At 73.4% G+C, this 22864-nt stretch carries 21 protein-coding genes; 12 read left to right on the top strand and 9 right to left on the bottom strand.

The window, feature by feature from the left end:
- Nucleotides 1-10: 10 nt before the first annotated feature.
- Nucleotides 11-1105, bottom strand: coding sequence for a substrate-binding domain-containing protein (locus CFP66_RS38350; protein ID WP_094930268.1), 1095 nt, complete (start codon nt 1103-1105; stop codon nt 11-13).
- A gap of 108 nt (nt 1106-1213) precedes the next feature.
- Here CFP66_RS38350 and CFP66_RS38345 point away from each other — a divergent pair, with 108 nt between their 5' ends.
- The 4 genes from CFP66_RS38345 (at nt 1214) to fmdA (ending at nt 3920) form a co-directional block, all read left to right on the top strand.
- Entirely contained in the window at nt 1214-1669 is a 456-nt protein-coding gene (locus CFP66_RS38345) for a MarR family winged helix-turn-helix transcriptional regulator (RefSeq protein ID WP_158228381.1), read from the top strand.
- Between the two features lie 89 nt (nt 1670-1758).
- Nucleotides 1759-2034 carry an FmdB family zinc ribbon protein gene (locus CFP66_RS38340; RefSeq protein WP_094930266.1) on the top strand — a complete coding sequence of 92 codons (276 nt, stop codon included), beginning with the start codon at nt 1759-1761 and terminating at the stop codon, nt 2032-2034.
- Between the two features lies 1 nt (nt 2035).
- A complete protein-coding gene (locus CFP66_RS38335; protein ID WP_094930265.1) occupies nt 2036-2656 on the top strand; it encodes an AmiS/UreI family transporter in 621 nt (206 codons plus the stop codon).
- 16 nt (nt 2657-2672) lie between these two features.
- A complete protein-coding gene (fmdA, locus tag CFP66_RS38330; RefSeq protein WP_094930264.1) occupies nt 2673-3920 on the top strand; it encodes a formamidase in 1248 nt (415 codons plus the stop codon).
- 557 nt (nt 3921-4477) lie between these two features.
- Here fmdA and CFP66_RS38325 read toward each other — a convergent pair.
- Together CFP66_RS38325 and CFP66_RS38320 are read right to left on the bottom strand one after the other, a co-directional pair.
- Nucleotides 4478-5968 carry an NAD(P)/FAD-dependent oxidoreductase gene (locus tag CFP66_RS38325; protein WP_198961953.1) on the bottom strand — a complete coding sequence of 497 codons (1491 nt, stop codon included), beginning with the start codon at nt 5966-5968 and terminating at the stop codon, nt 4478-4480.
- Between the two features lie 62 nt (nt 5969-6030).
- Complete coding sequence (locus tag CFP66_RS38320) at nt 6031-7122, bottom strand: FAD-binding oxidoreductase (RefSeq protein WP_094930262.1); 1092 nt, start codon at nt 7120-7122, stop codon at nt 6031-6033.
- A 35-nt stretch (nt 7123-7157) separates the two neighbouring features.
- On the opposite strand from CFP66_RS38320, the gene CFP66_RS48750 reads away from it, so the two are divergent.
- Nucleotides 7158-7580 (top strand): class I SAM-dependent methyltransferase, encoded by a 423-nt coding sequence (locus tag CFP66_RS48750; protein WP_198961952.1) that lies wholly within the window; start codon nt 7158-7160, stop codon nt 7578-7580.
- Nucleotides 7581-7643: 63 nt separating this feature from the next.
- Nucleotides 7644-7997: a hypothetical protein gene (locus CFP66_RS48745; RefSeq protein ID WP_198961951.1), complete on the top strand. Its 354-nt coding sequence runs from the start codon at nt 7644-7646 to the stop codon at nt 7995-7997.
- Between the two features lie 19 nt (nt 7998-8016).
- Here the strand turns inward: CFP66_RS48745 and CFP66_RS38310 are convergent, their stop codons facing one another.
- The gene (locus CFP66_RS38310) at nt 8017-9699 is read right to left on the bottom strand and encodes an Hsp70 family protein (protein ID WP_094930261.1); all 1683 of its coding nucleotides are present in this window, start codon (nt 9697-9699) and stop codon (nt 8017-8019) included.
- A 245-nt stretch (nt 9700-9944) separates the two neighbouring features.
- Here CFP66_RS38310 and CFP66_RS38305 point away from each other — a divergent pair, with 245 nt between their 5' ends.
- From CFP66_RS38305 to CFP66_RS38285, 5 genes are all read left to right on the top strand, one after another.
- Nucleotides 9945-10544, top strand: coding sequence for a hypothetical protein (locus CFP66_RS38305; RefSeq protein WP_094930260.1), 600 nt, complete (start codon nt 9945-9947; stop codon nt 10542-10544).
- Between the two features lie 81 nt (nt 10545-10625).
- A complete protein-coding gene (locus tag CFP66_RS38300) occupies nt 10626-11255 on the top strand; it encodes an IniB N-terminal domain-containing protein (RefSeq protein WP_233160057.1) in 630 nt (209 codons plus the stop codon).
- A gap of 30 nt (nt 11256-11285) precedes the next feature.
- Entirely contained in the window at nt 11286-13142 is a 1857-nt protein-coding gene (locus CFP66_RS38295) for a dynamin family protein (RefSeq protein WP_094930258.1), read from the top strand.
- Entirely contained in the window at nt 13139-14608 is a 1470-nt protein-coding gene (locus tag CFP66_RS38290) for a dynamin family protein (protein ID WP_094930257.1), read from the top strand. Before CFP66_RS38295 ends, CFP66_RS38290 begins: the two co-directional genes overlap by 4 nt.
- Nucleotides 14609-14818: 210 nt before the next feature.
- Nucleotides 14819-16381 (top strand): helix-turn-helix transcriptional regulator, encoded by a 1563-nt coding sequence (locus tag CFP66_RS38285; protein ID WP_143517516.1) that lies wholly within the window; start codon nt 14819-14821, stop codon nt 16379-16381.
- Between the two features lie 6 nt (nt 16382-16387).
- On the opposite strand, the gene CFP66_RS38280 is transcribed toward CFP66_RS38285, so the two are convergent.
- The 3 genes from CFP66_RS38280 to CFP66_RS38270 are packed head-to-tail and all read right to left on the bottom strand — an operon-like array spanning nt 16388 to nt 20723.
- Nucleotides 16388-18361: an ABC transporter ATP-binding protein gene (locus CFP66_RS38280; RefSeq protein ID WP_094930255.1), complete on the bottom strand. Its 1974-nt coding sequence runs from the start codon at nt 18359-18361 to the stop codon at nt 16388-16390.
- On the bottom strand, nt 18358-20091 hold the full coding sequence (locus tag CFP66_RS38275) for an ABC transporter ATP-binding protein (protein WP_094930254.1): 1734 nt from the start codon (nt 20089-20091) through the stop codon (nt 18358-18360). The genes CFP66_RS38280 and CFP66_RS38275 overlap by 4 nt, the downstream gene beginning before the upstream one ends.
- On the bottom strand, nt 20085-20723 hold the full coding sequence (locus CFP66_RS38270) for a TetR/AcrR family transcriptional regulator (RefSeq protein ID WP_198961950.1): 639 nt from the start codon (nt 20721-20723) through the stop codon (nt 20085-20087). Before CFP66_RS38270 ends, CFP66_RS38275 begins: the two co-directional genes overlap by 7 nt.
- A gap of 206 nt (nt 20724-20929) precedes the next feature.
- On the opposite strand from CFP66_RS38270, the gene CFP66_RS38265 reads away from it, so the two are divergent.
- A complete protein-coding gene (locus CFP66_RS38265) occupies nt 20930-21715 on the top strand; it encodes a polysaccharide lyase family 7 protein (protein WP_158228380.1) in 786 nt (261 codons plus the stop codon).
- Here the strand turns inward: CFP66_RS38265 and CFP66_RS38260 are convergent.
- Nucleotides 21685-22023, bottom strand: a complete 339-nt coding sequence (locus CFP66_RS38260; protein WP_198961949.1) for a hypothetical protein — start codon at nt 22021-22023, stop codon at nt 21685-21687. The two genes, CFP66_RS38265 and CFP66_RS38260, sit on opposite strands and share 31 nt — an antisense overlap.
- Before the next feature lie 49 nt (nt 22024-22072).
- Complete coding sequence (locus tag CFP66_RS38255) at nt 22073-22702, bottom strand: SPFH domain-containing protein (protein ID WP_094930251.1); 630 nt, start codon at nt 22700-22702, stop codon at nt 22073-22075.
- Between the last annotated feature and the right edge of the window lie 162 nt (nt 22703-22864).

The raw sequence follows: 22864 nt of genomic DNA, 5'->3' as shown, positions 1-22864 counted from the left end.
CCCCCACCGGTCAGATCGCGGTGAGCACCGTGAAGTCGACCTCGTCGGCCACCGCGAGGTGCACGCGCTGGCGCACGTGCCCGTCGCGCACGTGCATCACGCCGCGCGGGCCGTCGTAGCCGACGGAATCGGCCACCTCCATCATCCGGTCCACGCACGTGGAGCCCGCCCGGTGCGAGAGCGCGAACAGCGTGCGGATGCCTTCGTAGCAGGACTCGGCGGCGTTGTTGAGCGGCGGGGCGTGGCGCCCGAACCGGTGGACGTAGCGCCCGACGAGGTCCAGCGAACCCGCCGTGGTCAGTGACCGGAAGTACGACGCGGCCACGTACAGGCCCGCGGTCGCGTCCGGCCCGCTGGCCAGGAGCATGTTCTCCTCCATCAGCGGGCTGAACCGCACGATCTGCTCCTGCAGCCCGCGCCGGGCGAAGCAGCGGTTGAACCGCACGGCGTCCTGGCCGACGAGCAGCATCAGCACCGCGTCCGCCCCGCTGCGAGCGACGCGCTCGACGGCGGCAGGGACGTCACCCGCCCCGAGCGGCAGGTACTGCTCGTCCAGCAGGGTGAGTTCCAGGTCGGCCGCGTAGGTGCGCACCGCGAGGCTGGAGCGCCGGGGCCAGACGTAGTCGTTGCCGACGAGGGCCCACCGGCGCAGCCCGAGGTGGTCGCGCAGCCAGCGCAGCGCGGGGGCGACCTGGTCGGCCGGCGTCTCCCCCGAGCAGAACACGCCGGGACGGTGCTCGCCGCCCTCGTACAGCGACGTGTAGACGTACGGGACCCGCCCGGCGATCGCGGGCACCACGGCCTCGCGGACCGCGGAGATGTGCCAGCCCGTGACCGCGTCCACCAGGTCGTCGTCGACCAGGCGCCCGACCTGCCGGCCGATCTCCGCGGCCGGTGCCCCACCGTCGACGACCACGAGCTCCACCGGGCGGCCGAGCAGCCCGGTGGTGCAGTTCAGCTCCGCCGCGGCGAGCTCGGCCACCGCCTCGCACGAGGCGCCGAACAACCCGGCCGGCCCCTGCAACGGGATGACCAGCGCAACCCGGAAGGGACGATCGCCGCCACGTGGCCGGGGCGGCGCATCCCGGAGATCGGTGACGAGCATGTCCCCCCTCTCGAGGTGACCTGCGGCACGATGACGGGCTCGGACGGCTACTTTCACATGGAAGCACTAGATTGGGTAGAGGTCCGGCGAGGACGATCTGGGGGGACAGTGGGTAGCACCGGCGAGGACGACACCGCCGTCGCGCCGTCCCTTCTGCTGGACCGCGCCGCGGGCCGGGTGTCCGCCGCCGTGCAGAAGGTGCTGCGCGACAGCGCGATCACGCTCGAGAAGTGGCGGATCCTCGACCTGCTCGCCGAACGCGAGGGCATGACGATGAGCGAGATCGCGAGCGCCGTGGTCGTCACCGGGCCCACGCTCACCCGCATCGTCGACGACCTGGCCACGAAAGCGCTCGTGCACCGCGAGGTCGACGTGCACGACCGTCGTCGCGTGCTGGTGCACCTCACGCCGCGCGGGCAGCGCCTGCGCCGGTCCCTGCGCCCCGCGGTCGTCGAGGCCGAGGCGGCCGCGCTGTCCGCCCTCACCGATGACCAGCGCAGCACCCTGTCGGCGCTGCTCGCCCGGTTGACCGGTGCCACCGCGGCCGGTCCGACCACCGCCTGACCGTCCGAACGCCAACTCCCGCCCTGCCACCGGGCGCTTGACTTTCGCTTCCATCTGGATAAGTTCCAAATGGAAGCAATGGAGGTCGCATGGTCACCTACCAGTACCGCTGCCCCGGCTGCGGCGACGTCGACGTCCGCCGCCCCATGGGCGACGCGTCCGCCCGGCTGCCCTGCCCGCACTGCGGCACCGCCGCGCGGCGGGTCTTCACGAGCCCACGCACCCGGCTCGTGGCCCCGGGCCTGGTCGCCGCGCTCGACACCGCGGGCGCCAGCGCCGAGAACCCGCAGGTCGCGACCCGCGGCCCGGAAAGGCCGGCACCGCGGCTCGCCCATCCGCTGCACGCCCGGCTCCCGCGGCCCTGAGATGGGAAACGTCGGGCTGCTCTACGTCGGCGCGGTGCTGTTCGTCAACGGCTTGCTGCTGCTCGGCGTCGTCGACGGACGCGCGGCAGCGCCGATCAACCTCTTCGTCGGCGCGCTGCAGGTCGTCACGCCGACCTACCTGATCATCGCGGCCGACGGCGACGCCAGGTCCATCTCGCTCGCCGCGGGCCTGTACCTGTTCGGGTTCACCTACCTGTGGGTCGGCGTCAACGCGATGACCGGATGGCCGCAGACCGGCCTCGGGTGGTTCTCGCTGTTCGTGGCGCTCTGCGCGGCCGGGTTCGCCGTCCATTCCGTCGCCGCCCTCGGCGACCGCACGTTCGGCGTCATCTGGCTGTTCTGGTCGTTCCTGTGGCTGCTGTTCTTCCTCGTACTGGGTCTCGGGATCGACCGGCTCGCCCGCTTCACCGGGTGGGTCACCCTCGTCGAGGCGTTCGGCACCGGGGCCGTGCCGGGATTCTTGCTGATCACCGGTGTCTGGACCGACTCCACCGCCCTCGCCGCCGCCTATCTCGGCGTCGGCGCCCTGCTCTTCGGCGGACTCTGGTTCGCCGTCGGACGCCACCCCACGGCGTCCTCGTCCGCGCCCCACCCCGCCTGATCGAAAGGAGATCGTCATGCCGGAGGTCGTGTTCAGCGTCGAGCAGGCGAAGTCGATGCGTGACCAGCGGGTGCCCGGGCACAACCGCTGGCACCCCGACATCCCGCCCGCCGTCATGGTCAAGCCGGGCGACACGTTCCGGATCGAGTGCAAGGAGTGGACCGACGGGCAGATCGGCAACAACGACTCGGCCAACGACGTGCGCGACGTGAACCTCGACGTCGCCCACATGCTCAGCGGCCCGATCGGGGTCGAGGGCGCCGAGCCGGGCGACCTGCTCATCGTCGACATCCTCGACCTCGGCCCGGTGCCCCAGGAGGTCGGCGAGTTCTGCGGCCAGGGTTGGGGGTACTCGGGCATCTTCGCGAAGATCAACGGCGGTGGCTTCCTCACCGACTACTTCCCCGACGCGTACAAGGCGGTCTGGGACTTCCAGGGCCAGCAGTGCACCTCCCGCCACGTCCCGGGCGTGCGGATGACCGGCATCACCCACCCCGGCCTGTTCGGCACCGCGCCGTCCCCGGACCTGCTGGCGAGCTGGAACCAGCGCGAGCGGGCCCTGATCGCCACCGATCCCGACCGCGTACCGCCGCTGGCCCTGCCCCCGCTGGCCCAGGGCATCCTGCCCGGCACCGCCACCGGTGCCGCCGCGGAAGCAATCGGCCGAGACGGCGCGCGCACCGTGCCGGCCCGGGAGAACGGCGGCAACCACGACATCAAGAACTTCACGCGCGGCAGCCGCATCTTCTACCCCGTGCACGTGCCGGGCGCCCTGCTCTCAGGCGGCGACCTGCACTTCAGCCAGGGCGACGGCGAGATCAACTTCTGCGGCGCCATCGAGATGGGCGGCTTCATCGACATGCACGTCGACCTGCTCAAGGGCGGCATGGAGAAGTACGCGATCAAGAACAATCCGGTGTTCATGCCGGGCCGGGTCGAGCCGCAGTACTCGGAGTGGCTCACGTTCATCGGCATCTCGGTGGACCACCGCGACAACAGCAACCTCTACATGGACGCGACGCTGGCCTACCGCAACGCCTGCCTCAACGCCATCGACTACCTCAAGACCTGGGGCTACACCGGCGAGCAGGCCTACCTGATCCTCGGCACCGCCCCGGTCGAGGGCCGCATCGGCGGCGTCGTCGACATCCCGAACGCCTGCTGCTCGGTCTTCCTGCCGACCGAGATCTTCGACACGGACATCCGGCCGAACGCAGAGGGCCCGCGCCGCACCGACCGCGGGCAGGTGTGCGTGACGTCCTGAGCCCGCCCGTGATCGCGGGTATCGGTTGTCCATGGTCGTGCCGGAGGCTGTTGCCCGATCGTGTTGGGGCGGCCCGGCGGGGCCCCGCCAGGCCGAGCTCGCGCGGACCGAACATCGTGATCACCAGGTCGGCGCGTTCCCCGACGCAGGGTGTCGGGAAACGCGCCGATCCCGTGATCAAGCGCGCGGGTCCGCGAGGCAGGCCGAGCATCTGATTGGGCGATCACGGAGATCGGGCGGCGACGCGTGATCGTCTCGAGCCGTACCGCACTGCTCCCGCATCAGCGAGGCCGTGCGGTTCGCGGTGACCGACCGCGCTTGATCGGGGCGAGCCGGACGCCAGCGTTGTCGCGCCCGCGTTGACGTGCGACTCGCGGCGATCAACCGTCGATGATCGGTCCGAGGCGCACGTCGGTGCGGTCGCAGCGGCCCTCGGGTGCGGCTCACCTGGATCACGCACAGTTCGAGCATGGATCGCCTGCCCGGGGAGCTCGTTTCCCAGCTCCGACGATCGGGCAACAGCCTCGCCGAGGACCACGGACAACCGATACCGCGGATCATGACGGTCTGTGCCCGTCCGGGCGCAGGGAATCCACCGCGACCGGGGAACGGCGCATCGGGCGGGCGGTGAACACCATGTCCCGGGTGACGTCGCCGAACCGGGTGGCGAGCAGGTCGAGCGGGTAGTTCTGCCGCAGCACCCACGGATCCGCGCTGCCCTGCTTGGGCAGGACGTCGGCCGCGCGCCGCACGTAGCCCGAGTTGAGTGCGAGCAGCGGCCGGGCGGTGGCCGGACCGTCGTGCTCCGGGGTGGCGCAGCGGTAGCCGTGGGCGTCCATGTGCGCGAGCAGCCGGCAGACGTAGCGCGCCGTGAGGTCGGCCCGCAACGTCCAGGAGGCGTTGACGTAGCCGATGCACAGCGCGAGGTTCGGCACGCCCGACAGCAGGCAGCCGCGGTAGGCGACGGTGCGGCCGGGGTCGATCTCCGTGCCGTCCACGTCGATCCGCATCCCACCCCCGACCTGCAACTGCAGGCCGGTCGCCGTCACGACGACGTCGGCGGGCAGCTCCCGACCGGACGCGAGGCGGACCGCGCCCGCCGTGAAGCCCGCGATGGTGTCGGTGACGACGTGGGCGCGGCCCGACCGCATCGCCTCGAACAGGTCGCCGTCGGGCACCACGCACAACCGCTGGTCCCAGGGCTGGTAGCGAGGTGTGAAGTCGCGGTCGATGACCTCGCGCTCGGGGATCTGGCGCTCGAGCCCCGCGCGCAGCACCCGCTTCGCCACGGCGGGGGCGCGCCGGGCCAGCTGGTAGAACGCCGAGGTCACGAGGATGTTCTTCCAGCGCACGATCCGGTGGCCCAGCCGCGACGTCAGCCGCTGCGCGAGGCGGTCGGTGCCGGGCAGCGCGATGACGTAGCTCGGGGAGCGCTGCAGCATCGTGACCTCGGCACCCCGCTGCGCCAGCGCCGGGACCAGCGTGACGGCGGTGGCCCCGCTGCCGATCACGACGATCCGCTTCCCGGCGTGCTCCAGGTGCTCGGGCCAGTGCTGCGGGTGGACCACCTCGCCGCGGTACCCGTCGATGCCGGGCAGGTCCGGGCAGTAACCCTGGTCGTATCGGTAGTAGCCGCTGCACAGGAACAGGAAGTCGCAGGTGTAGCGCTCGGTGCCGCCGTCGGGCCCGGTGACCTGCACCTCCCACCGCTGCTCCGGGCTCGACCACGACGCGGCCGTGACCCGGCGGCCGAAACGCATGCGCCGGTCGATGCCGAACTCGGCGGCGGTGTCCTGCAGGTAGCGCCGGATCGAGGCGCCCTCGGCGATCGCGGTGGAACCCGCCCACGGCCGGAACGGGAAGCCGAGCGTGAACATGTCCGAGTCCGAGCGGATGCCGGGGAAGCGGAACAGGTCCCAGGTGCCGCCGATGCCGTCGCGGGCCTCGAGGATCGCGTACGTGCGCTGCGGATGCTCGGTCTGCAGCCGGTAGGCGGCGTCGATGCCGGAGATGCCGGCCCCGACGATCAGGACGTCGAGATGCTCCACGCGCGCATCATCCCCGACCGACGGCACTTTCGTCGGCTAGGTGGCGACGAGAGTGCCGTTCGTCAGAAGCGGTCGGGACGCCACCGGCTCAGGTCCATACCGGGCTCCTCACCCAGCACGAGCTCGGCTATCAGCGCGCCTGCGTACGGCGCCAGCGTGAGGCCGCTCGGGCCGAACCCGGTGGCCACCACGACGTTCGGGTGCCCGGGCAGGGCGCCGAGCACCGGCTCGCCGTCGGGTGTGGCGGGCCGGAAGCCCACCCGGGTCTCCAGGAGGGTGGCGTCGCGCAGGCCGGGCGCCACGGCGAGCGCCTCCTGGAGCACTTCGAGCTGCCCGGCGGCGGTTACGCGGTGGTCGAAGCCTGCGCCCGTCTCCCGGGTGGCGCCGACCACCACGCGGGAGTCCTCGAACGCGAGCAGGTAGTGGCCGCTGCTCTGCGGCGACACCACCGGCCACGCCGCGGTGTCCTGCTCGGGCGCGACGCGCAGGTGGGTGATCTGCCCGCGTTGCGGGGCGACCGGGAGGTCCACCCCGAGCGGCGCCACCAGCTGCCTGCTCCACGCTCCTGCCGCGACGACCACGGCGTCCGACTCGAGGCTTGCACCGTCCAGTCGTACGCCGTCCGCGGCCAGCGCGGCCGTCCCCGTGCGCAGCTGCGCCCCGCGCCGGCGCGCCGCGTCGAGCAGGCTCGCCCGGACCTGCCGCCCGTCCACCCGGGCGCCGCCGCTGACGTGCACGGCGGACAGCCCGGGCGCGAGCGGCGGGAACAGCGCCCGGGCCTGCGCCTCGTCGAGCAGCGCGCCCTCCCCTGCCACGGGGTGCGCGCCGGTCCGGGCGGCGACCCGGCGGTTGACCGCCGCCAGCGCGTCCCCGTCGTGACTCGCGACGAGCGCACCGACGACGGTGTAGGACGTGGGTTCGGGGGTGTCCTCGGCGAGCGCCGCCACGAGCTGCGGGTAGTAGCCCGCCGACGGCGCGGCGATCCGGAAGTGGTCCTCGTCGGCCGTGGCCCACGGCGAGACGATCCCCGCCCCCGCCGACGTGGCCCGCCCGGCCTGCGCGTCGTCCACGACAATCACGTCGACCCCGCGGCGTGCGAGGTGGTAGGCCACACCGGCCCCCGAGATGCCGGATCCGATCACGACGACGCGCACCCGTCGATCAGATCACACGCACGGAAGCAGGCACCATGACCGAGCTCGACACCGCGATCGCCGCGAACCGCGCCAACTGGGACCAGCGCGCCGACGTCCACGCGCGGTCACAGATGTACGACGTGGACGGGTTCCTCGCGGACCGGTCGGCGATCTCCCAGGTCGTCCGCAACGACGTCGCGGTCCTCGCGCCGCACATGAAGGGCGAGACCGTGTCCGGGAGGTCGCTGCTGCACCTGCAGTGCCACATCGGCACCGACACGATCAGCTGGGTCCGCCTGGGCGCGGTGGACGTCCACGGCCTGGACCTGTCGCCCGGCTCCCTGGCGCACGCGCGGCGGATCGCCGGGGCCGACGGCGCCGACGTCACGTGGGTCGAGGGCGACGCGCGCGCCGCGTCGTCGGTGATCGACCGCAGGTTCGAGGTGGTCGTCACCAGCGCCGGCACCATCGTGTAGCTGCCCGAGCTGCGCGCGTGGGGCCGCTCGATCCACGACCTGCTCGAACCGGGCGGGGTCTTCGTGATCCGGGACGACCACCCGATCCTGGGCGCCATGGGCTTCGAGCCGTGGGAGGTGACCGGCGACTACCTCAGCGGCGGCGGCGCGAACGTCTACGACGAGGCCGGCACCTACACCGACGGGTCGGTCGAGGCGATCACCCACACCGTCAACCACGAGTGGCGCCACGACCTGTCCGAGGTGACCGGCGCGCTGCTCGAGGCCGGCCTGGTGATCGAGGCGCTCGGCGAGCACCCGTTCATGGACTGGCGCGCCTTTCCCGACCTGGTGCCGTGCCCGCAGGGCTGGCAGTTGCCCGAGGGCGCCCCGCGGATCCCGCTGACCTTCTCGGTGGTCGCGCGCCGCCCCGGGTGAGGAACGGACGCCGGCGACCTCATCCCCCGGCGCCCTCCGCGGGGTCACCGGCCGGGGCGACGCTGCCGCCCTCGCCCTCCTCCTCGGGCCCGCCCTCGGTGTCCTCCTCGTCGCCGGAGGTCGTGGTGGTGGTCCTCGTCGGCGTGGTGGTCGGGGTCTCGGTGACCGTCGGCTTCTCGGGCGGCACGTCGGTCGCCGGCGCTTCCGCCACCGGTGGATCGGCGGCGCGCTCCTCGGCGGGCGCCTGCTCCCGTTCGACGGGGTCCTGCTGTGGGGCTCGCCTGCGCTGGGCCGGAGCGGGCGGGTCGGGTTCCTGCGGGACGGCCACCTCGTTGATCGCAGGCGCGGGGACGGCGGCGCTCGTGGGTTCGACACCGGGGGCGGGGTCCCCGGACCCCGTGGCGGCGAGTGCGATGGCGCCGCCGGTGAGCGCCAGCACCAGCACCCCGGCCACCCCCGAGAGCACGAGCGTCCGTTTGCCCGACGCCGCGGGGAGCACCGCGGAGAACGGCCGGGCCACCTTCGCGGGGCGGGCGATCGCGGCGTCCGGGGAGACCCACCCGGCCTGGGCCTCCTGCTCGTCCGCCGCGGGGGGCTCCGCGACGGACGCGGCAACCGGGGCGGCCGCGGTCGACAGCGCCGCGTCCGCGGCCCGGGCCGCCACCGCCGCGCCTGCGGCGACCACGCCCCTCGGGTCGGTGTCGACCACGGCCGGCCTGCCGATCCCGGCCGAGACCAGCTGCGCGACCAGCGGGATCCGGGACGAGCCGCCGACGAGCAGCAGCGTCGTCAGGTCGGCCGCTCCCACGCCGGCCGACGCCAGGGCCTGCCGCAGCACCTCGACGGTCTGCTGGACGACCGGCCGGATCAGCTCCTCGAACTCGTCGCGCCCCATCCGGACGGCGGTGTGGGCGCCCGGCACCATCACCGGGATCTGCACCTCGGTGTCGACCGAGAGCACCTCCTTCGCCGCCGTGCACTCCCGGCGCAGCAGGGCGACGGCTGCGAGGACCGCGGGATCGGTCGGGTCCAGCGCGTCCCACGCCGCACCGAGGTTCTGCCGGACGTGCTCGAACACGAGCTCGTCGAGGTCGATCCCGGCGAGCCGCTCCACGCTCTCCGGGCGGCCCAGCAGCTCGACCCCGCCTGCCTCACCGTGGCGCACCACCGCGGCGTCGCACGTCCCGCCGCCCAGGTCGTAGACCGCGACGACGGCGCCGGGTTGCCCGACGTGCCCGACGGCCGCGGCCTCCGGATCGGTGAGCATCAGCAACGGACCCACGCCCTGACCGGTCAGCGCCGTGCGCAGGCACTGCACCTTGTGCGGGCCCCAGCCGGCGGGGTGGGTCACGGCCACCCCGTCCGCCGGGCCGCCCTCGCGTCGGGCCACCTCCCGCACGACGTGCGCGATGAACCGGGCCGCCAGCTCCTCCGCGGCGATCGGGGTGCGACCGACGAACACCGGCGTGCCGTCGCCGACGCGCCCCACGATCCCCCGCACCACCCGGTCCGGCTCGGACAACGCGCGTCGCTCCGCCGCCTCGCCCACCAGGAAGGCGCCGTCCTCGTCGGCGTGCAGCGCCGACGCGACGACGGCGGACCGCTCCCCCAGCGGCACCGCCTCGGCCGGGCGGTCGCCCGCGCGGGCGACCGCCGCCCCGCAGCATGTGGTCCCCAGGTCGACCCCGACGTAGTAGGACATCGGACCCCCTCCGTGCTCGGTCCACCATTGGCCTTCTGGTGACCACGCCAGGATCGCGGGCGGCGTTACGGGTGTCGGCGAAGAGCCGGGCAAATCCCCTACTCGCGGACGCCGGCAGGCGGGGGATCCCGGTGAGGAGCCCGCAGCGAACAGGCGGCAACCCGGATCCGCGGCCTGGCGTGCGGATCTAACTTCCTCCGCACCGGCCGTCGAGCCGGCACCCCTGCCCTTGCGAGGAGACCACCATGACCGGCCCCGGCTTCAACATCCAGGACTTCATCGAGGACACCGTCGCGAGGGCGACCTCCGACATCGACCAGGACCAGCTCGCCGACCAGGACTCCAACCAGGAGAACGAGTCCGCCCAGGTGGGCGAGCAGGACTCGACCCAGGTCGGGCAGCTGGACCAGCAGACCACGACGGCCACCAACACCGAGGGCGGCGCCGGTGGCGACGGCGGTGTGGCCGTCGGCGGGGCCGGCGGCAGCGCCGACGGTGGCGCGGGCGTCGGCCAGGGCGGCACCAGCGGCGGGATCGACCTCGGTGGCGACGGCGACGGCGTCGACATCAACTTCGGCGACACCGGTGACGCGAGCGGCGTCGGCGTCGGCGGGGCCGGCGGGACCGGCGGGAGCGGCGGTGACGCCGACGCGTCCGGCGGGCGCGGTGGGGACGCCGACTCCGACGTCGACGTGGACGCCGACGCGGACCAGGACTTCGACTCCGACCAGGACCAGGACTTCGACACCGATCAGGAGAACGACAGCGACCAGGACCAGGAGCAGGACCAGGACGCCGACGCGGATGCCGACGCCGAGTCCGAGGCCGAGCTCGAAACCCTCTGACGAGTCCAGGCGGTCCCGGCCCGGTGCGGCCCACCGGGCCGGGATCGACCCCCCATCCCGGAGGTGGAACCCGTGCTGTCCATGCAATCGATCATCGACTTCCTGCTCACCATGATGCGCGACCCGCAGGCGCGTGCGGAGTTCGAGCAGAACCCACAGGCCGCCATGGCGACGGCCGGTGTCGAGGGCGCGAGCGCCCAGGACGTGCGCGACGCGCAGCTGCAGATGGTCGACCGCGGGATGGTGCGGTCCGACGAGGGTGGCTCGTCGTCGAGCTCCGGCAGCGACGACCCGGTGCAGGAGATCAGCAACACCACCCGGAACTTCCAGGTCACCGACGACGCCCCGGACAACATCACGAACATCAACAACACCTTCGCCGTCGACGACCGCGACATCACGATCAACGACTCCTTCAACTCCGACGACGACATCACCATCATCGAGGACTCGTTCAACAAGTCGGTCGAGAACGACGTCACCGCGATCCAGGACAACGACACGGTGGTGGTCCAGGACAACGACACGACCACCGGAGTGCCGGCCCCCGCCGCCGACCCGGCGCCTGCCCCGGTGGCCGCCGAGCCCGAGTCGGCACCCGAGGAGCCCGCCTCCGACCCCGTGGACGAGCCCGCCGAGGACTTCGGCGAGGACACCTCCGAGGACACCGGCGAGGACACCGGCGTCGTCGAAGCGGAAGTCGTCGTCTGAGCCACCGCGGCACCTGGTGAAGGAGCAACCGTGACCACCACCGATCCGGCCGAGGTCCTCGGCCTCGCCCTCACCACGATCGAGCCCTACGCCCGGCCGGACCTGCTCGAGCGGCTGCGCACCGCACGTACCCGGCTGCTCGACGGCCGGGTGCGCGTGCTGATCGTCGGCGAGTTCAAGCAGGGCAAGAGCTTGCTGGTCAACGGGCTGGTCGGCGTGCCGGTGTGCCCGACGTTCGACGACGTCGCGACGGCGGTGCCCACGGTGGTGCACCACGCCGAGACGGTGACGGTGACGCTCGTGCGCTGCCACGATCGTCCCGACGGCGAGCGGCGCAGCGAACGGATCGAGGTGCCGTCCGGCGAGCTCGCCGACCACGTCTGCGAGCAGGGCAACCCGGGCAACCGCGAGGGCTGGAGCCACGTCGAGGTGGGCATCCCGCGACCGGTGCTGGCGGGCGGCATGGAGCTGGTCGACACCCCGGGCGTCGGCGGGTTGCAGTCGGTGCACGGCGCCGCGACGCTGTCGGCGCTGCCGTCCGCGGACGCGGTGCTGCTCGTCTCCGACGCCTCCCAGGAGTACACCGCGCCCGAGCTCGAGTTCCTCGCGCACGCGGCCTCGGTGTGCCCCACCGTGGCCTGCGTCCTCACCAAGTGCGACCTCTACCCCGAGTGGCGGCGCATCGCCGAGCTCGACGCCGCGCACCTCGCGGCAGCCGGGATCACGGCCCGGGTGTTCCCGGTGTCCTCGACCCTGCGGTGGGAGGCGGTGCTCACCGGCGACGCCGAGCTGAACGCCGAATCGGGGTTCCCCCCGCTGATCGGTCACCTGCGCAAGAACGTGCTCGGCCAGGCCGACCGCGTGGCGCGCCGCGGCGTCCTGCACGACGTCGTCGCCGTCACCGACCAGATCGCGGGCAACCTGCGCGCCGAGCGCTCCGCGCAGCAGAACCCGGAGGCGGTGGGTGCGCTCGTCCAGGAGCTGGCCAGGGCGCAGGAACGCGCCACGGAGCTGAAGGAGCGGTCGGCGCGCTGGCAGCAGACACTCGCCGACGGGGTAGCCGACCTCAACGCCGACATCGACTACGACCTGCGCGACCGCATGCGGGAGATCAGCCGCCTCGCCGAGGAGGAGCTGCTGTCCGGGGGCGACCCCGCGAAGGTGTGGGACCAGTTCACGGCATGGGTGCAGCAGGAGGTGGCAGGCGCCGCCGCGGCGAACTTCCTCTGGGCGTCCCAGCGTGCCCGGTGGCTGGCCCACCGCGTGGCCGAGCACTTCTCGGCCGACCGCGACCAGCTGCTGCCCGCGCTGCGCAACGACCCGACCGACGCCCTGCGGTCGGTGCGGCCGATCGCGGCCCCGACCGACGCGACCTGGGGGATCGGCAACAAGGCCCTCACGGGGCTACGCGGCGGTTACATGGGCATGCTCATGTTCGGCATGATCGGCACGGTCGTCGGGTTCGCCTCGATCTTCAACCCGATCGGGATCGGCGCCGGCATCGCGATGGCCGGCAAGTCCCTCGGTGACGAGCGCAAGCGGCTCACGACCAAGCGCCAGAACGAGGCGAAGGCCGCCGTCCGCCGCTACGTCGACGACGTGACGTTCCAGGTGGCCAAGGACTCCCGCGACAGGTTGCGCATCGTGCAGCGCGACCTGCGCGACCACTTCACCCGGCAGGCCGAGCAGCTCAAGCGATCGCTGCAGGAGTCGCAGCAGGCCACCGAACGCGCGCTGAAGACCACCCGCGCCGAGCGGGAGGCGCGGCTCGCGGAGATCACGGCGGAGCTGGAGCGGCTCGAGGCCGTGCGCCGGCGGGCGAGGGCGCTGCTGCCGAACCCCGCTGCCGCACCGGCCGCGGCGCCCGCAATGGTGCCCGCCGGATGACCCGCCCGGCCCGGGAGGACCTTCTCCCCGCCACCCGGCGGGTGCTGCTGCTCGCGATCGAGGCCCGCCGCGACGAGCCCGACACGGTCCGCCGCCTGCGCGGCCAGCTGGAACGCCTCGACGAGCCGCTGCGGGTGGCGATCGCCGGCAAGGTCAAGGCCGGCAAGTCGACCCTGCTCAACGCGCTGGTGGGTGAGCGGGTGGCACCGACCGACGCCGGCGAGTGCACCCGTGTCGTCACCTGGTACCGCGACGGCCTCACGCCGCGCATCGTCATGCACCCGACCGCCGGCGACCCCGTCCCGCTGACCGTGCGGCGCCACGACGGGTCCCTCGTGATCGACCTGGACGGCACGCCCGCCGAGGAGCTGGACCGCCTCGTGGTCGACTGGCCGGCGCAGAGCCTGCGCACCGCCACGTTGATCGACACACCGGGCATCGCGTCCCTCTCGACCGCGACCTCGCGGCGCACGGTCGCCTTCCTCGACCCGGACGACGAGACGCCCACCGAGGCGGACGCCGTGGTCTACCTCATGCGGCACCTGCACGCCGCGGACGCGTCCTTCCTCGAGTCGTTCCGGGACCAGGGCGTGGCCCGGGCGACGGCGGTGAACACGGTCGCGGTGATCTCGCGGGCCGACGAGATCGGGGCCGGCCGCGTGGACGCGATGGTCTCGGCACGCGGGATCGCCCAGCGCTACCGCAACGACCCGACGGTCCGCGGGCTGTGCCAGAACGTCGTCGCGGTCGCCGGGCTGCTCGCCGAGACCGGGCGGACCATCCGGCAGTCCGAGCACGCGGCGCTGACCGAGCTCGCCGGTGTGCCCCGCGAGCGCCTGGACGCCGACCTCCGCTCGGTCGACAGGTTCCTCGCCGGCTCCGACGGCCCGCCCGCCGCCGTGCGGCACGCGCTCCTGCAGCGGTTCGGGATCTTCGGCATCCGGCTGTCGGCCACGCTGATCCGCCAGGGCGCGCAGACCCCCGCTGCGCTGGCCGACGAGCTGGTGGTCCGCAGCGGGCTGCGCGAGCTGCAGCGCGTGCTCGCCACCCAGTTCGCGCAGCGGCGCGGCCTGCTCAAGGCGCGTTCGGCGTTGCTGGCCGTGGAGTCCGTGGTGCGCGGGGACCAGCGGCTGGCCGGCGAGGTCGAACGGCTCCTCGCGGGCGCGCACGAATTCACCGAGCTGCGCCTGCTCGCCGCGTTGCGCTCGGGCGCCGTGCCCCTCCCCCGCGCCGCGGCGCAGGAGGCGGAGCTCCTGCTGGGCGACGCCGGTACCGCGCCCGGCACCCGGCTCGGCCTTCCCCCGGACGCCCCGGCCGCCGAGCAGGTGCGGGCGGGGTTCGCAGCCCTCGAGCGGTGGCGGCGGCTCGCGGTGAACCCGATGTTCGGGCGGACGGCGACGGATGCGTGCCACGTGCTCGTCCGCTCGTGTGAAGGCCTGCTGGCCGACCTGGAACACGCCCGGTAGCGCGTATCACGGTCGCGACCTCGCGGCTCTCCCCACAGCGCACCACCGGACGGATCGGGACACGCGATCCGAAAGGCCGAGCAGGAACCGGCGACCGGCCGTGCGCGAGGAGGCCCGGATGTACTCCATCAGTCCCGAATGTGCGCCCAGACATGTACGGCGGCGCCCAGGAGCACGACCATGGGCGCCCCCTCACTGTTCGGAGGCACCATGAGCGTGCGGCCACTCCAGCAGAGCATCGCGCCCACCGGGCCCGATGTGGCCCGGTCTCCCGCCGTCGACGGCCCGCCGGAGGTCGGGCCGGATGTGCTCCGGGCCGAACGGGCCTGGTGCGAGGGCGAGCCGCTCGTCGCGATCGACGCCGTCGACCGGGCGCTGGCCTCCGGTGGCGACGTCGACGGCCGGGCGGCCGCCGTGGCCGCCGCGGTGGCCGCCGCGGACGGCGCGCTGCTGGACGCCGCCCGTCGGTGGCGGGTGCTGGCCCGGACCCTCACCAGCACACGCAGTGCCCTGGCCGCCGGGAGGGCCGGGTTGACGGCCGCACTCGCGGGGGACGTCGACGCCGCGGTCCGGGACCTGGCCGCGGCCCACGCGTGCGTCCCGGAGCCCGCGCCCCGCGGCCTCATCGTGCTGCTGGACGGCGTGGAGGCCACGATCGAGGCGGTGAAGGGCGAGATCGACGGGGCGGGCCGCCGGCTCGCCGGGCTGGCCACGACCGCGGTGCCGCCCGACCCGTTGGCCTCCGACCGCTGGGACGACCTCGCCGCGGTGGTCATCGCGGCAGGCGGCGACGCGCGGTCCGCACAGGCGATGCTCGGCCACCCCGACCGTCCCGACCGCCCCTGGTACGGCCGGCACCGCCTGCTCGCCGGCTGGCTCGACCTGCGCACCGGACGGCTCACCGCCGCCCGCGCGGCGCTGACCGCGGTGGGCGGGGCCCCGGTCCTGCGCCGGGACGCGGTGCTCGCCGCCGCGGTCACCGCCGGGCTGGCGCGCCGGTCCGGTGACGAGCGGGTGATCACCACGACCTGGCACCGGGTCGCGCCGGTGATCGCGGGCGCCGACATCGAGATCCTGCTGCTCGACGCGTGGGGCGAGCTCGCCACCGCCGCCGCCACGGGCTCGCTCGCCGACGGCGACGCCATCGGCGAGGCGATGCACGCCACCGTCACGCGCGCCGGGTCGCCCTGGTGGGCCGTCGCCTCGGAAGCGTGGTGGAACCTGGAGCGCGCCGTCACGGCCCGCGGCCCGGCCCCCGCTGCCGAACGGCCTGCCCCCGGGGCAGCGGCCGTGGTCGCCGACGCCGCGCGGACCCTCACATCGCTGGCGAGCGACCACCCGGGCGTCGCCCTGCGTGCGGAGGCGGCGTCCACGTGGGGCGCCGTCCTCACCGGCTGCGCGTCGGCCCCGGCCGTCGCGCGCGCCGCCACCCGGCTGGCCGCGGCGGGCCACCACCAGGAGGCGGCCGCCCTCTGCAGCACCGCCGCCGCACGCGCGATCGACCCCATGTCGGCGAAAGCGCTGCTCGGCCAGGCACGCCGGGTGTGCGCGCAGGCAGGTGCCCGGCGGCGCACCGTGGGCGACGAGCTGTCCGATCGGGAGCGCGAGATCGGCGCCCTCGTCATCGACGGCCTCACCCACAAGCAGATCGGGGCCAAGCTCTACATCTCGCCGAAGACGGTCGAGCAGCACGTGGCCCGGCTCCGCCAGAAGCTGGACGCGTCGAACCGCGCCGCCCTCGTCGCCGCCCTGCGCCGCCGCCTCGACGACTGACCCGGGTCAGTCGACCGCGGACGCGGCTCCGGCGAACTGGCTCTCGTACAGCGCAGCGTAGGCACCCTGCGCCGCCAGGAGCTGCTCGTGGGTGCCTTGCTCCACGATCCGGCCGGCCTCCATCACCAGGATCAGGTCGGCGTCGCGGATCGTCGAGAGGCGGTGGGCGATCACGAAGCTGGTGCGGTCGGTGCGCAGCGCCGCCATCGCGTGCTGCACCAGCAGCTCGGTGCGCGTGTCGACGGAGCTGGTGGCCTCGTCGAGGATGAGCAGCGTGGGGTCGGCGAGGAAGGCCCGCGCGATCGTGATCAGCTGCTTCTCTCCCGCGCTGACGTTGGAACCCTCGTCGTCGATCACGGTGTCGTAGCCGAGGGGCAGGCTGCGCACGAACCGGTCGACGTAGGTGGCCCGGGCCGCCGCGATCACCTGCTCGTCGGTGGCGGCCGGGTCGCCGTAGCGGATGTTCTCGCGGATCGTGCCGCCGAACAGCCACGTGTCCTGCAGCACCATCCCGATGCCCGAACGCAGCGTGGCGCGATCCATCGCGGCCGTGTCCACGCCGTCGAGGGTGATGCGGCCGGCATCGAGCTCGTAGAACCGCATGACCAGGTTGACGAGCGTGGTCTTGCCTGCTCCGGTGGGCCCGACGATCGCGACCGTCTGCCCGGGCTCGGCCGTGAGCGAGAGGTCCTCGATCAGCGGCTCGTCGGGCTGGTACCGGAACGCGACGGATCCGAACACCACGCGCCCGCACCGATCCTGCGGCACCACGGGCCGCGCCGGGTCGGGCAACTGCTCCTCCGCGTCGAGCAGTTCGAACACCCGCTCGGCCGACGCCACCCCGGACTGCAGCAGGTTCACCATCGACGCCAGCTGTGTGAGCGGCTGGGTGAACTGGCGGGAGTACTGGATGAACGCCTGCACCTCGCCGAGGCTCATCGCACCCGACGCCACCCGCAGCCCGCCCACCACGGCCACGAGCACGTAGTTCAGGTTCCCGATGAACATCATCGACGGCATGATGATCCCGGAGATGAACTGCGCCCGGTAGCTCGCGTCGAACAGGCGGTCGTTGCGGGCGGCGAACTCCGCCTCCACCTCGCGGCGCCGCCCGAACACGCGCACCAGCTCGTGCCCGGTGAACGCCTCCTCGATGTGCGCGTTGAGCGCACCGGTGTGGCGCCACTGGGCCACGAACTGCTTCTGCGAGCGCGCCGCGATCGCCTTCGTGACCAGCAGCGACACCGGGATCGTCACGAGCGCCACCAGCGCGAGCAGCGGGGAGAGCACCAGCATCATCACCACGACGCCCACCACCGTCAGCAGCGACGTGAGCAGCTGGCTCATGGTCTGCTGCAGGCTCTGGGAGATGTTGTCGATGTCGTTGGTGACGCGGCTGAGCACCTCGCCGCGGGGCTGGCGGTCGAAGTAGCGCAGCGGCATCCGGTTGATCTTGTCCTCGACGTCGCGGCGCAGCGCGAAGATCGTGCGCTGCACGACGCCGTTGAGCAGCCAACCCTGCGCCCACCCGAACAGCGAGGCGGCCACGTAGATCGCCACCACCCCGAGCAGCACGCGGGCGAGCAGGTCGAAGTCGATGCCCACGCCCGGCACGGCGCCTGCGCCCTCGATCACGTTCGCGAACGTCTCGTCGCCTGCCGCCCGCGCCGCGTCCGCGGCCTCCTGGGCGGAGCTGCCGGTCGGCAGCCCGCGCCCGATCACGCCGGTGAAGATGACGTCGGTGGCGTAGCCGAGCACGAGCGGCCCGATCACGTTGAGCGCCACGCTGATCACGCCGAGGACGACCACCGCGAGCACGCCGAGCCGCTCGGGGCCCAGCCGCCCCAGCAGCCGTCGTGCCGACGGGCCGAAATCCATCGACTTCTCCGCCGGCATGCCCATCGACCCCCAGCCGGGGCCGTCACGGCGGGCGTTGGTCATCTCGCGCGCCGCGCGGTTGGTCTCACCCGGGCGGGTCATGCCACTTCCTCCGCGCTGAACTGGGACTCGACGATCTCGACGTAGGTGGGGCAGGTGGCCAGCAGCTCGTGGTGGTCCCCGATCCCGACGACCGCGCCGTCCTCGAGCACGACGATCTGGTCGGCGTCGCGGATGCTGGCGACGCGCTGACCGACGACGAGCACCGTGGCCGTGGCGGTGACCGGTCGCAGCGCCGCGCGCAGCCGCGCGTCGGTGGCCAGGTCGAGCGCCGAGAACGAGTCGTCGAACAGGTAGATCTGCGGTTGCCGGACCAGCACCCGCGCGATCGCGAGGCGCTGGCGCTGGCCGCCGGAGACGCTGGTGCCGCCCTGGGCGATCGGGGTCTCGAGGCCCTCGGGCATCGCGCGCACGAACTCGGCGGCCTGCGCCACCTCCAGCGCCTGCCACAGCTGCGCGTCCGTGGCGTCGGGGTTGCCGTAGCGCAGGTTGCTCGCCACCGTGCCGGAGAACAGGTAGGGCCGCTGCGGCACGATGCCCACCCGGCTCCACAGGTACTCGGGGTCCAGCTCGCGCACGTCGACGCCGTCCACCGCCACCTCGCCCGCCGTGGCGTCGAACAGCCGCGGCACCAGCCCGAGCAGCGTGGTCTTGCCCGCGCCGGTGCTGCCGATGATCGCCGTGGTCGTGCCGGGCGTCGCCGTGAGCGTCACGTCCCGCAGCACCGGGGAGTCGGCGCCCGGGTAGGAGAAGCCGGCGCCCCGCAGTGCGAGCACGCCGGTGGCCTCGGCCGGGGTGACCGGCCGGGCGGGCGGGGCCACCGACGACTCCGTGTCCAGCACCTCGGTGATCCGCTCCGCGCACACCGCCGCTCGCGGGATCATGATCACCATGAACGTGGCCATCATGACGGCCATCAGGATCTGGATCAGGTAGGCGAGGAACGCCGTCAGCGCGCCGATCTGCATCTGCCCGGCGTCGATCCGGGCGGCGCCGAACCACAGCACGGCCACGCTCGACAGGTTCAGCACGAGCATCACGATCGGGAAGACCATCGCCATCAGCCGCCCGACGTGCGTGGCCACGTCGGTGAGCGCGGCGTTCGCGCCCTCGAACCGCGCGGTCTCCTGCGGCTCCCGCACGAACGCGCGCACGACGCGGATGCCGGTGATCTGCTCGCGCAGCACGCGGTTGACCTCGTCGATGCGGGTCTGCATCACCCGGAACCCCGGCACCATCCGCAGGATCACCGCGCCCACGCCGAGCACCAGCACCGGGACGCACACGAGCATCAGCCAGGACAGCTGCACGTCCTCCTGCAGCGCCATCACCACACCGCCGAAGCACATGATCGGCGCCGTCACCAGCATCGTGCAGGACAGCAGCACGAGCATCTGCACCTGCTGCACGTCGTTGGTGCCGCGGGTGATCAACGACGGGGCGCCGAAGCTGTTGACCTCCCGCACGGAGAACTCCCCGACCCGGTGGAACAGCGCTGCGCGCACGTCGCGCCCGAACCCCATCGCGATGCGCGCACCGAGGTAGACCGCGGCGATCGAGCAGACGATCTGCACGAGCGTGACCAGCAGCATCCAGCCGCCGACGGACATGATGTAGCCGGTGTCGCCGCGGGCGATGCCGCGGTCGATGATGTCGGCGTTCAGGCTCGGCAGGTAGAGCGAGGCCATCGTCCCGGCGAACTGCAGCAGCACCACCAGCAGCAACGGCCGGGCGTAGGGGCGCAGGTTCGCCCGCAACAGGCGGATCAGCATCGGGGGTCCTTCGTTTCCGCTGTGGTGGTGCGAGCCGTGGTGGCGGTGGTGGGAGCGAGCAGGCCGTCGAGCAGGATCGCGACGATCTGCGGTGCGTCGAGCGGGCGGCCGTCGGCGATCATCGGGTGGGTCCCGGAGAACGCGAGCAGGCGCAGCACGTGCGCCAGCTCGGCCGCCGGCACCCGCAGCGCGTGCGCGTCCGGGCCGACGATGTCGACGACCGCGGCGCGGAACCCGTCGTTGATCCCCGATGACGGGGGCTGTCGCATCCGGTCCGGAGGGCCGGCCCAGCCCAGCGCGTGGAGCAGGCCGAAGACCTCCGACAGGCGCCGCTGCAACACCACGACCGCCTCCGTCAGCCGGTCCCGCAGCGGGAGGGAGCGATCGATCGCCGCCAGCTCCCGCAGCGTGGGCGCCGGATCGAACGCCTCCGCGACCGCGGCCTGGACCAGCGAATCCTTGTCCGGGAAGACGCGGAACAGCGTGCCCTCCGCGACGCCCGCGGCCTCGGCGATCTGCCGTGTGGTGACCTCGACACCGTGCTGCCGGACCAGCGGCAGCGTCGCCGCGACGATCGCCGCACGACGTTCCCCGGGCGCCATGCGGGGAGCGCGCCGACCGGAGGTGACCACCCGCGCAGAGTAATGAGTCCGCACTCACTACGCGAACGGGTTTCGCCACCGGCAGACAGGGCGGCCCCACGTCGCCCGTCCGGGTGCCTCCCGCCGACGGACCGGTCCCCAGCCCGCCGGCTGGCTACGCTTCGCTCACCCGCCGCTACGGTTCGCGTTGTCACGAACGCGAGGCCCCGCGGTCCGATGATCGGAAAGGTGACGGCGTGGACCGTCGGACCGCGAGACGTCGACCCACCGCGCACCGGCCGCTGCTGATCACGGCCGTGCTGGCGCTCGCCTGCGGCGTCGCCTGCGCGGCGCCCGAACCCGTCCCGGCCCCGCCCCCTCCTGGCCCCCCGACGGCGCCCGGCGCCGTGCTGGACCTCACGAGCTGGAAGCTGACGCTCCCCACCGGCCCGGAAGGCGAGCCGGACGAGCTGCACCCACCCGACCTGCTCTCGTTCAGCGGCGACTGGTTCCGCCTCAACGACACCCTCGACGGGGTGGTGTTCACCGCTCCCGCAGGCGGGGTCACCACCGAGGGCAGCAGCTACCCCCGCGCGGAGCTGCGGGAACTGGACGACGGCGAGCTGGCGTCCTGGTCCAACCGGGCCGGGACCCACACGATGACCGTCCGCGAGGCGATCACCAAGCTGCCCGAGGTCAAGCCGCACGTCGTCGCCGCGCAGATCCACGACGCGGAGGACGACGTCGTCATGGTCCGCCTGGAGGGTTCGCACCTGTTCGTCGAGTACGACGACGGGGAGGGCGAGTTCACCCTCGACCCGGGCTACCGCCTGGGCACGCCCTTCGAGGTGCGCATCACCGCGGCCGACGGGCGGGTGGAGGTCGCCTACAACGGTCAGGTGGCGGGCGAGGTCCCGCTGGCGGGCGAGGGCTGGTACTTCAAGGCCGGCACCTACACGCAGTCCAACCCCGAGCGCGGCGAGGCCCCGGACGCGGTGGGCGAGGTCGTCATCTACGCGCTGGACGTGACGCACACGCCCTGACCACGAACGCCCGGCCCGGGCCGCCGGCGCGACGCCGTGCCGGCGAGTTCGTCCAGCCGGCGTTCCACGTCGGCGAGCCGGTCGGGCAGGGAACGGCTCTGCAGGACCTCGGCGAGCTGGTCGGCCTCGTCGTGCGCCATGACGACGGCCTGCACGGGGACGTCGGCGTCGTGGGGGTCGTCGGCGTCGTAGATCAGCAGCGAGCGGCGGCCCGCCCGGTCGGCCAGCACGCCGAACCGCTGTCCATCCCGGGTGCGGAAGTGCCGCACGGCGCCGATGCCCGGAACGGTGTCGTAGGTGATCTCCACGTTGCGGCCGCCTTCCTCGTGTGGGTTGCGGTTCGGGGACGGGTGCCGATCACGCCGTCCGCGTGAGTTGCCCGGCCGCAGGCGAGGTCCGGGCCGCGAGGCCCTCGGCCCACCGGATCAGGTCGGCCGTGAGGCGGACCTCGATCCGGGAGAGCTCCACGCGCGCGACCTCGACGCCCCATTCACCGGTCCTCGCGGTGACCCTCGAGGTCAGCTCGCGGTGCTGGTCGGCCGCCGACTCGAACAGCTCGACCAGATCACGCTCGGCGACGTACCGGCCGGTCTCGGCCTCCAGGGCCTCATCGGTCGACGACTCCGGCGATCCGACGGCCTGGGCGTACCGCCCCGGGTCGAGCACGGAGACGAGCGCGGCGCCGTGGACCGTCACCGACACGCCGTCCCTGGTCGTGGCCTCCAGCCACATCACGTCGGCCCAGGTCGTGCCGCGCGGCACCCGGACTCCGCGGTGGATGCCCGGCAGCACGACGACGGGTCCGGGCCCCTTCACCCGATGACCGCTGCGGCCGCGCCGGAACCGGACGAGCCGCTCGCCCGCGGGAACGACGCGGAACGAGTGCACGGCGAGCACCGCCAGCGCCAGCCCGCCCGCCACCATCCACGCGAGCAGGGTGTCGCCGGCGAGCGCGGCTTGCAGGAAGTGCCCAGACACGTCGCTCACCGCAATCGCCTCCCGCCTCCACCCGACCGACCGCTCGGCTCACACCCCACAGTGCCCGCCGGCGGCCCCCGCCGCACCGGCTGCCGTCGGCCGAGTTCCTCCGGCCAGAGTTGCCGAGCTACGGCAATCGCGGAACAGCGGTGTCGCGCGTCACCGGGCGCT

Source organism: Pseudonocardia sp. MH-G8 (assembly GCF_002262885.1).
GTDB lineage: Bacteria > Actinomycetota > Actinomycetes > Mycobacteriales > Pseudonocardiaceae > Pseudonocardia.
The sequence above is the reverse complement of the archived record's forward strand: the minus strand, read 5'-3'. Positions and strand labels throughout refer to the sequence as shown.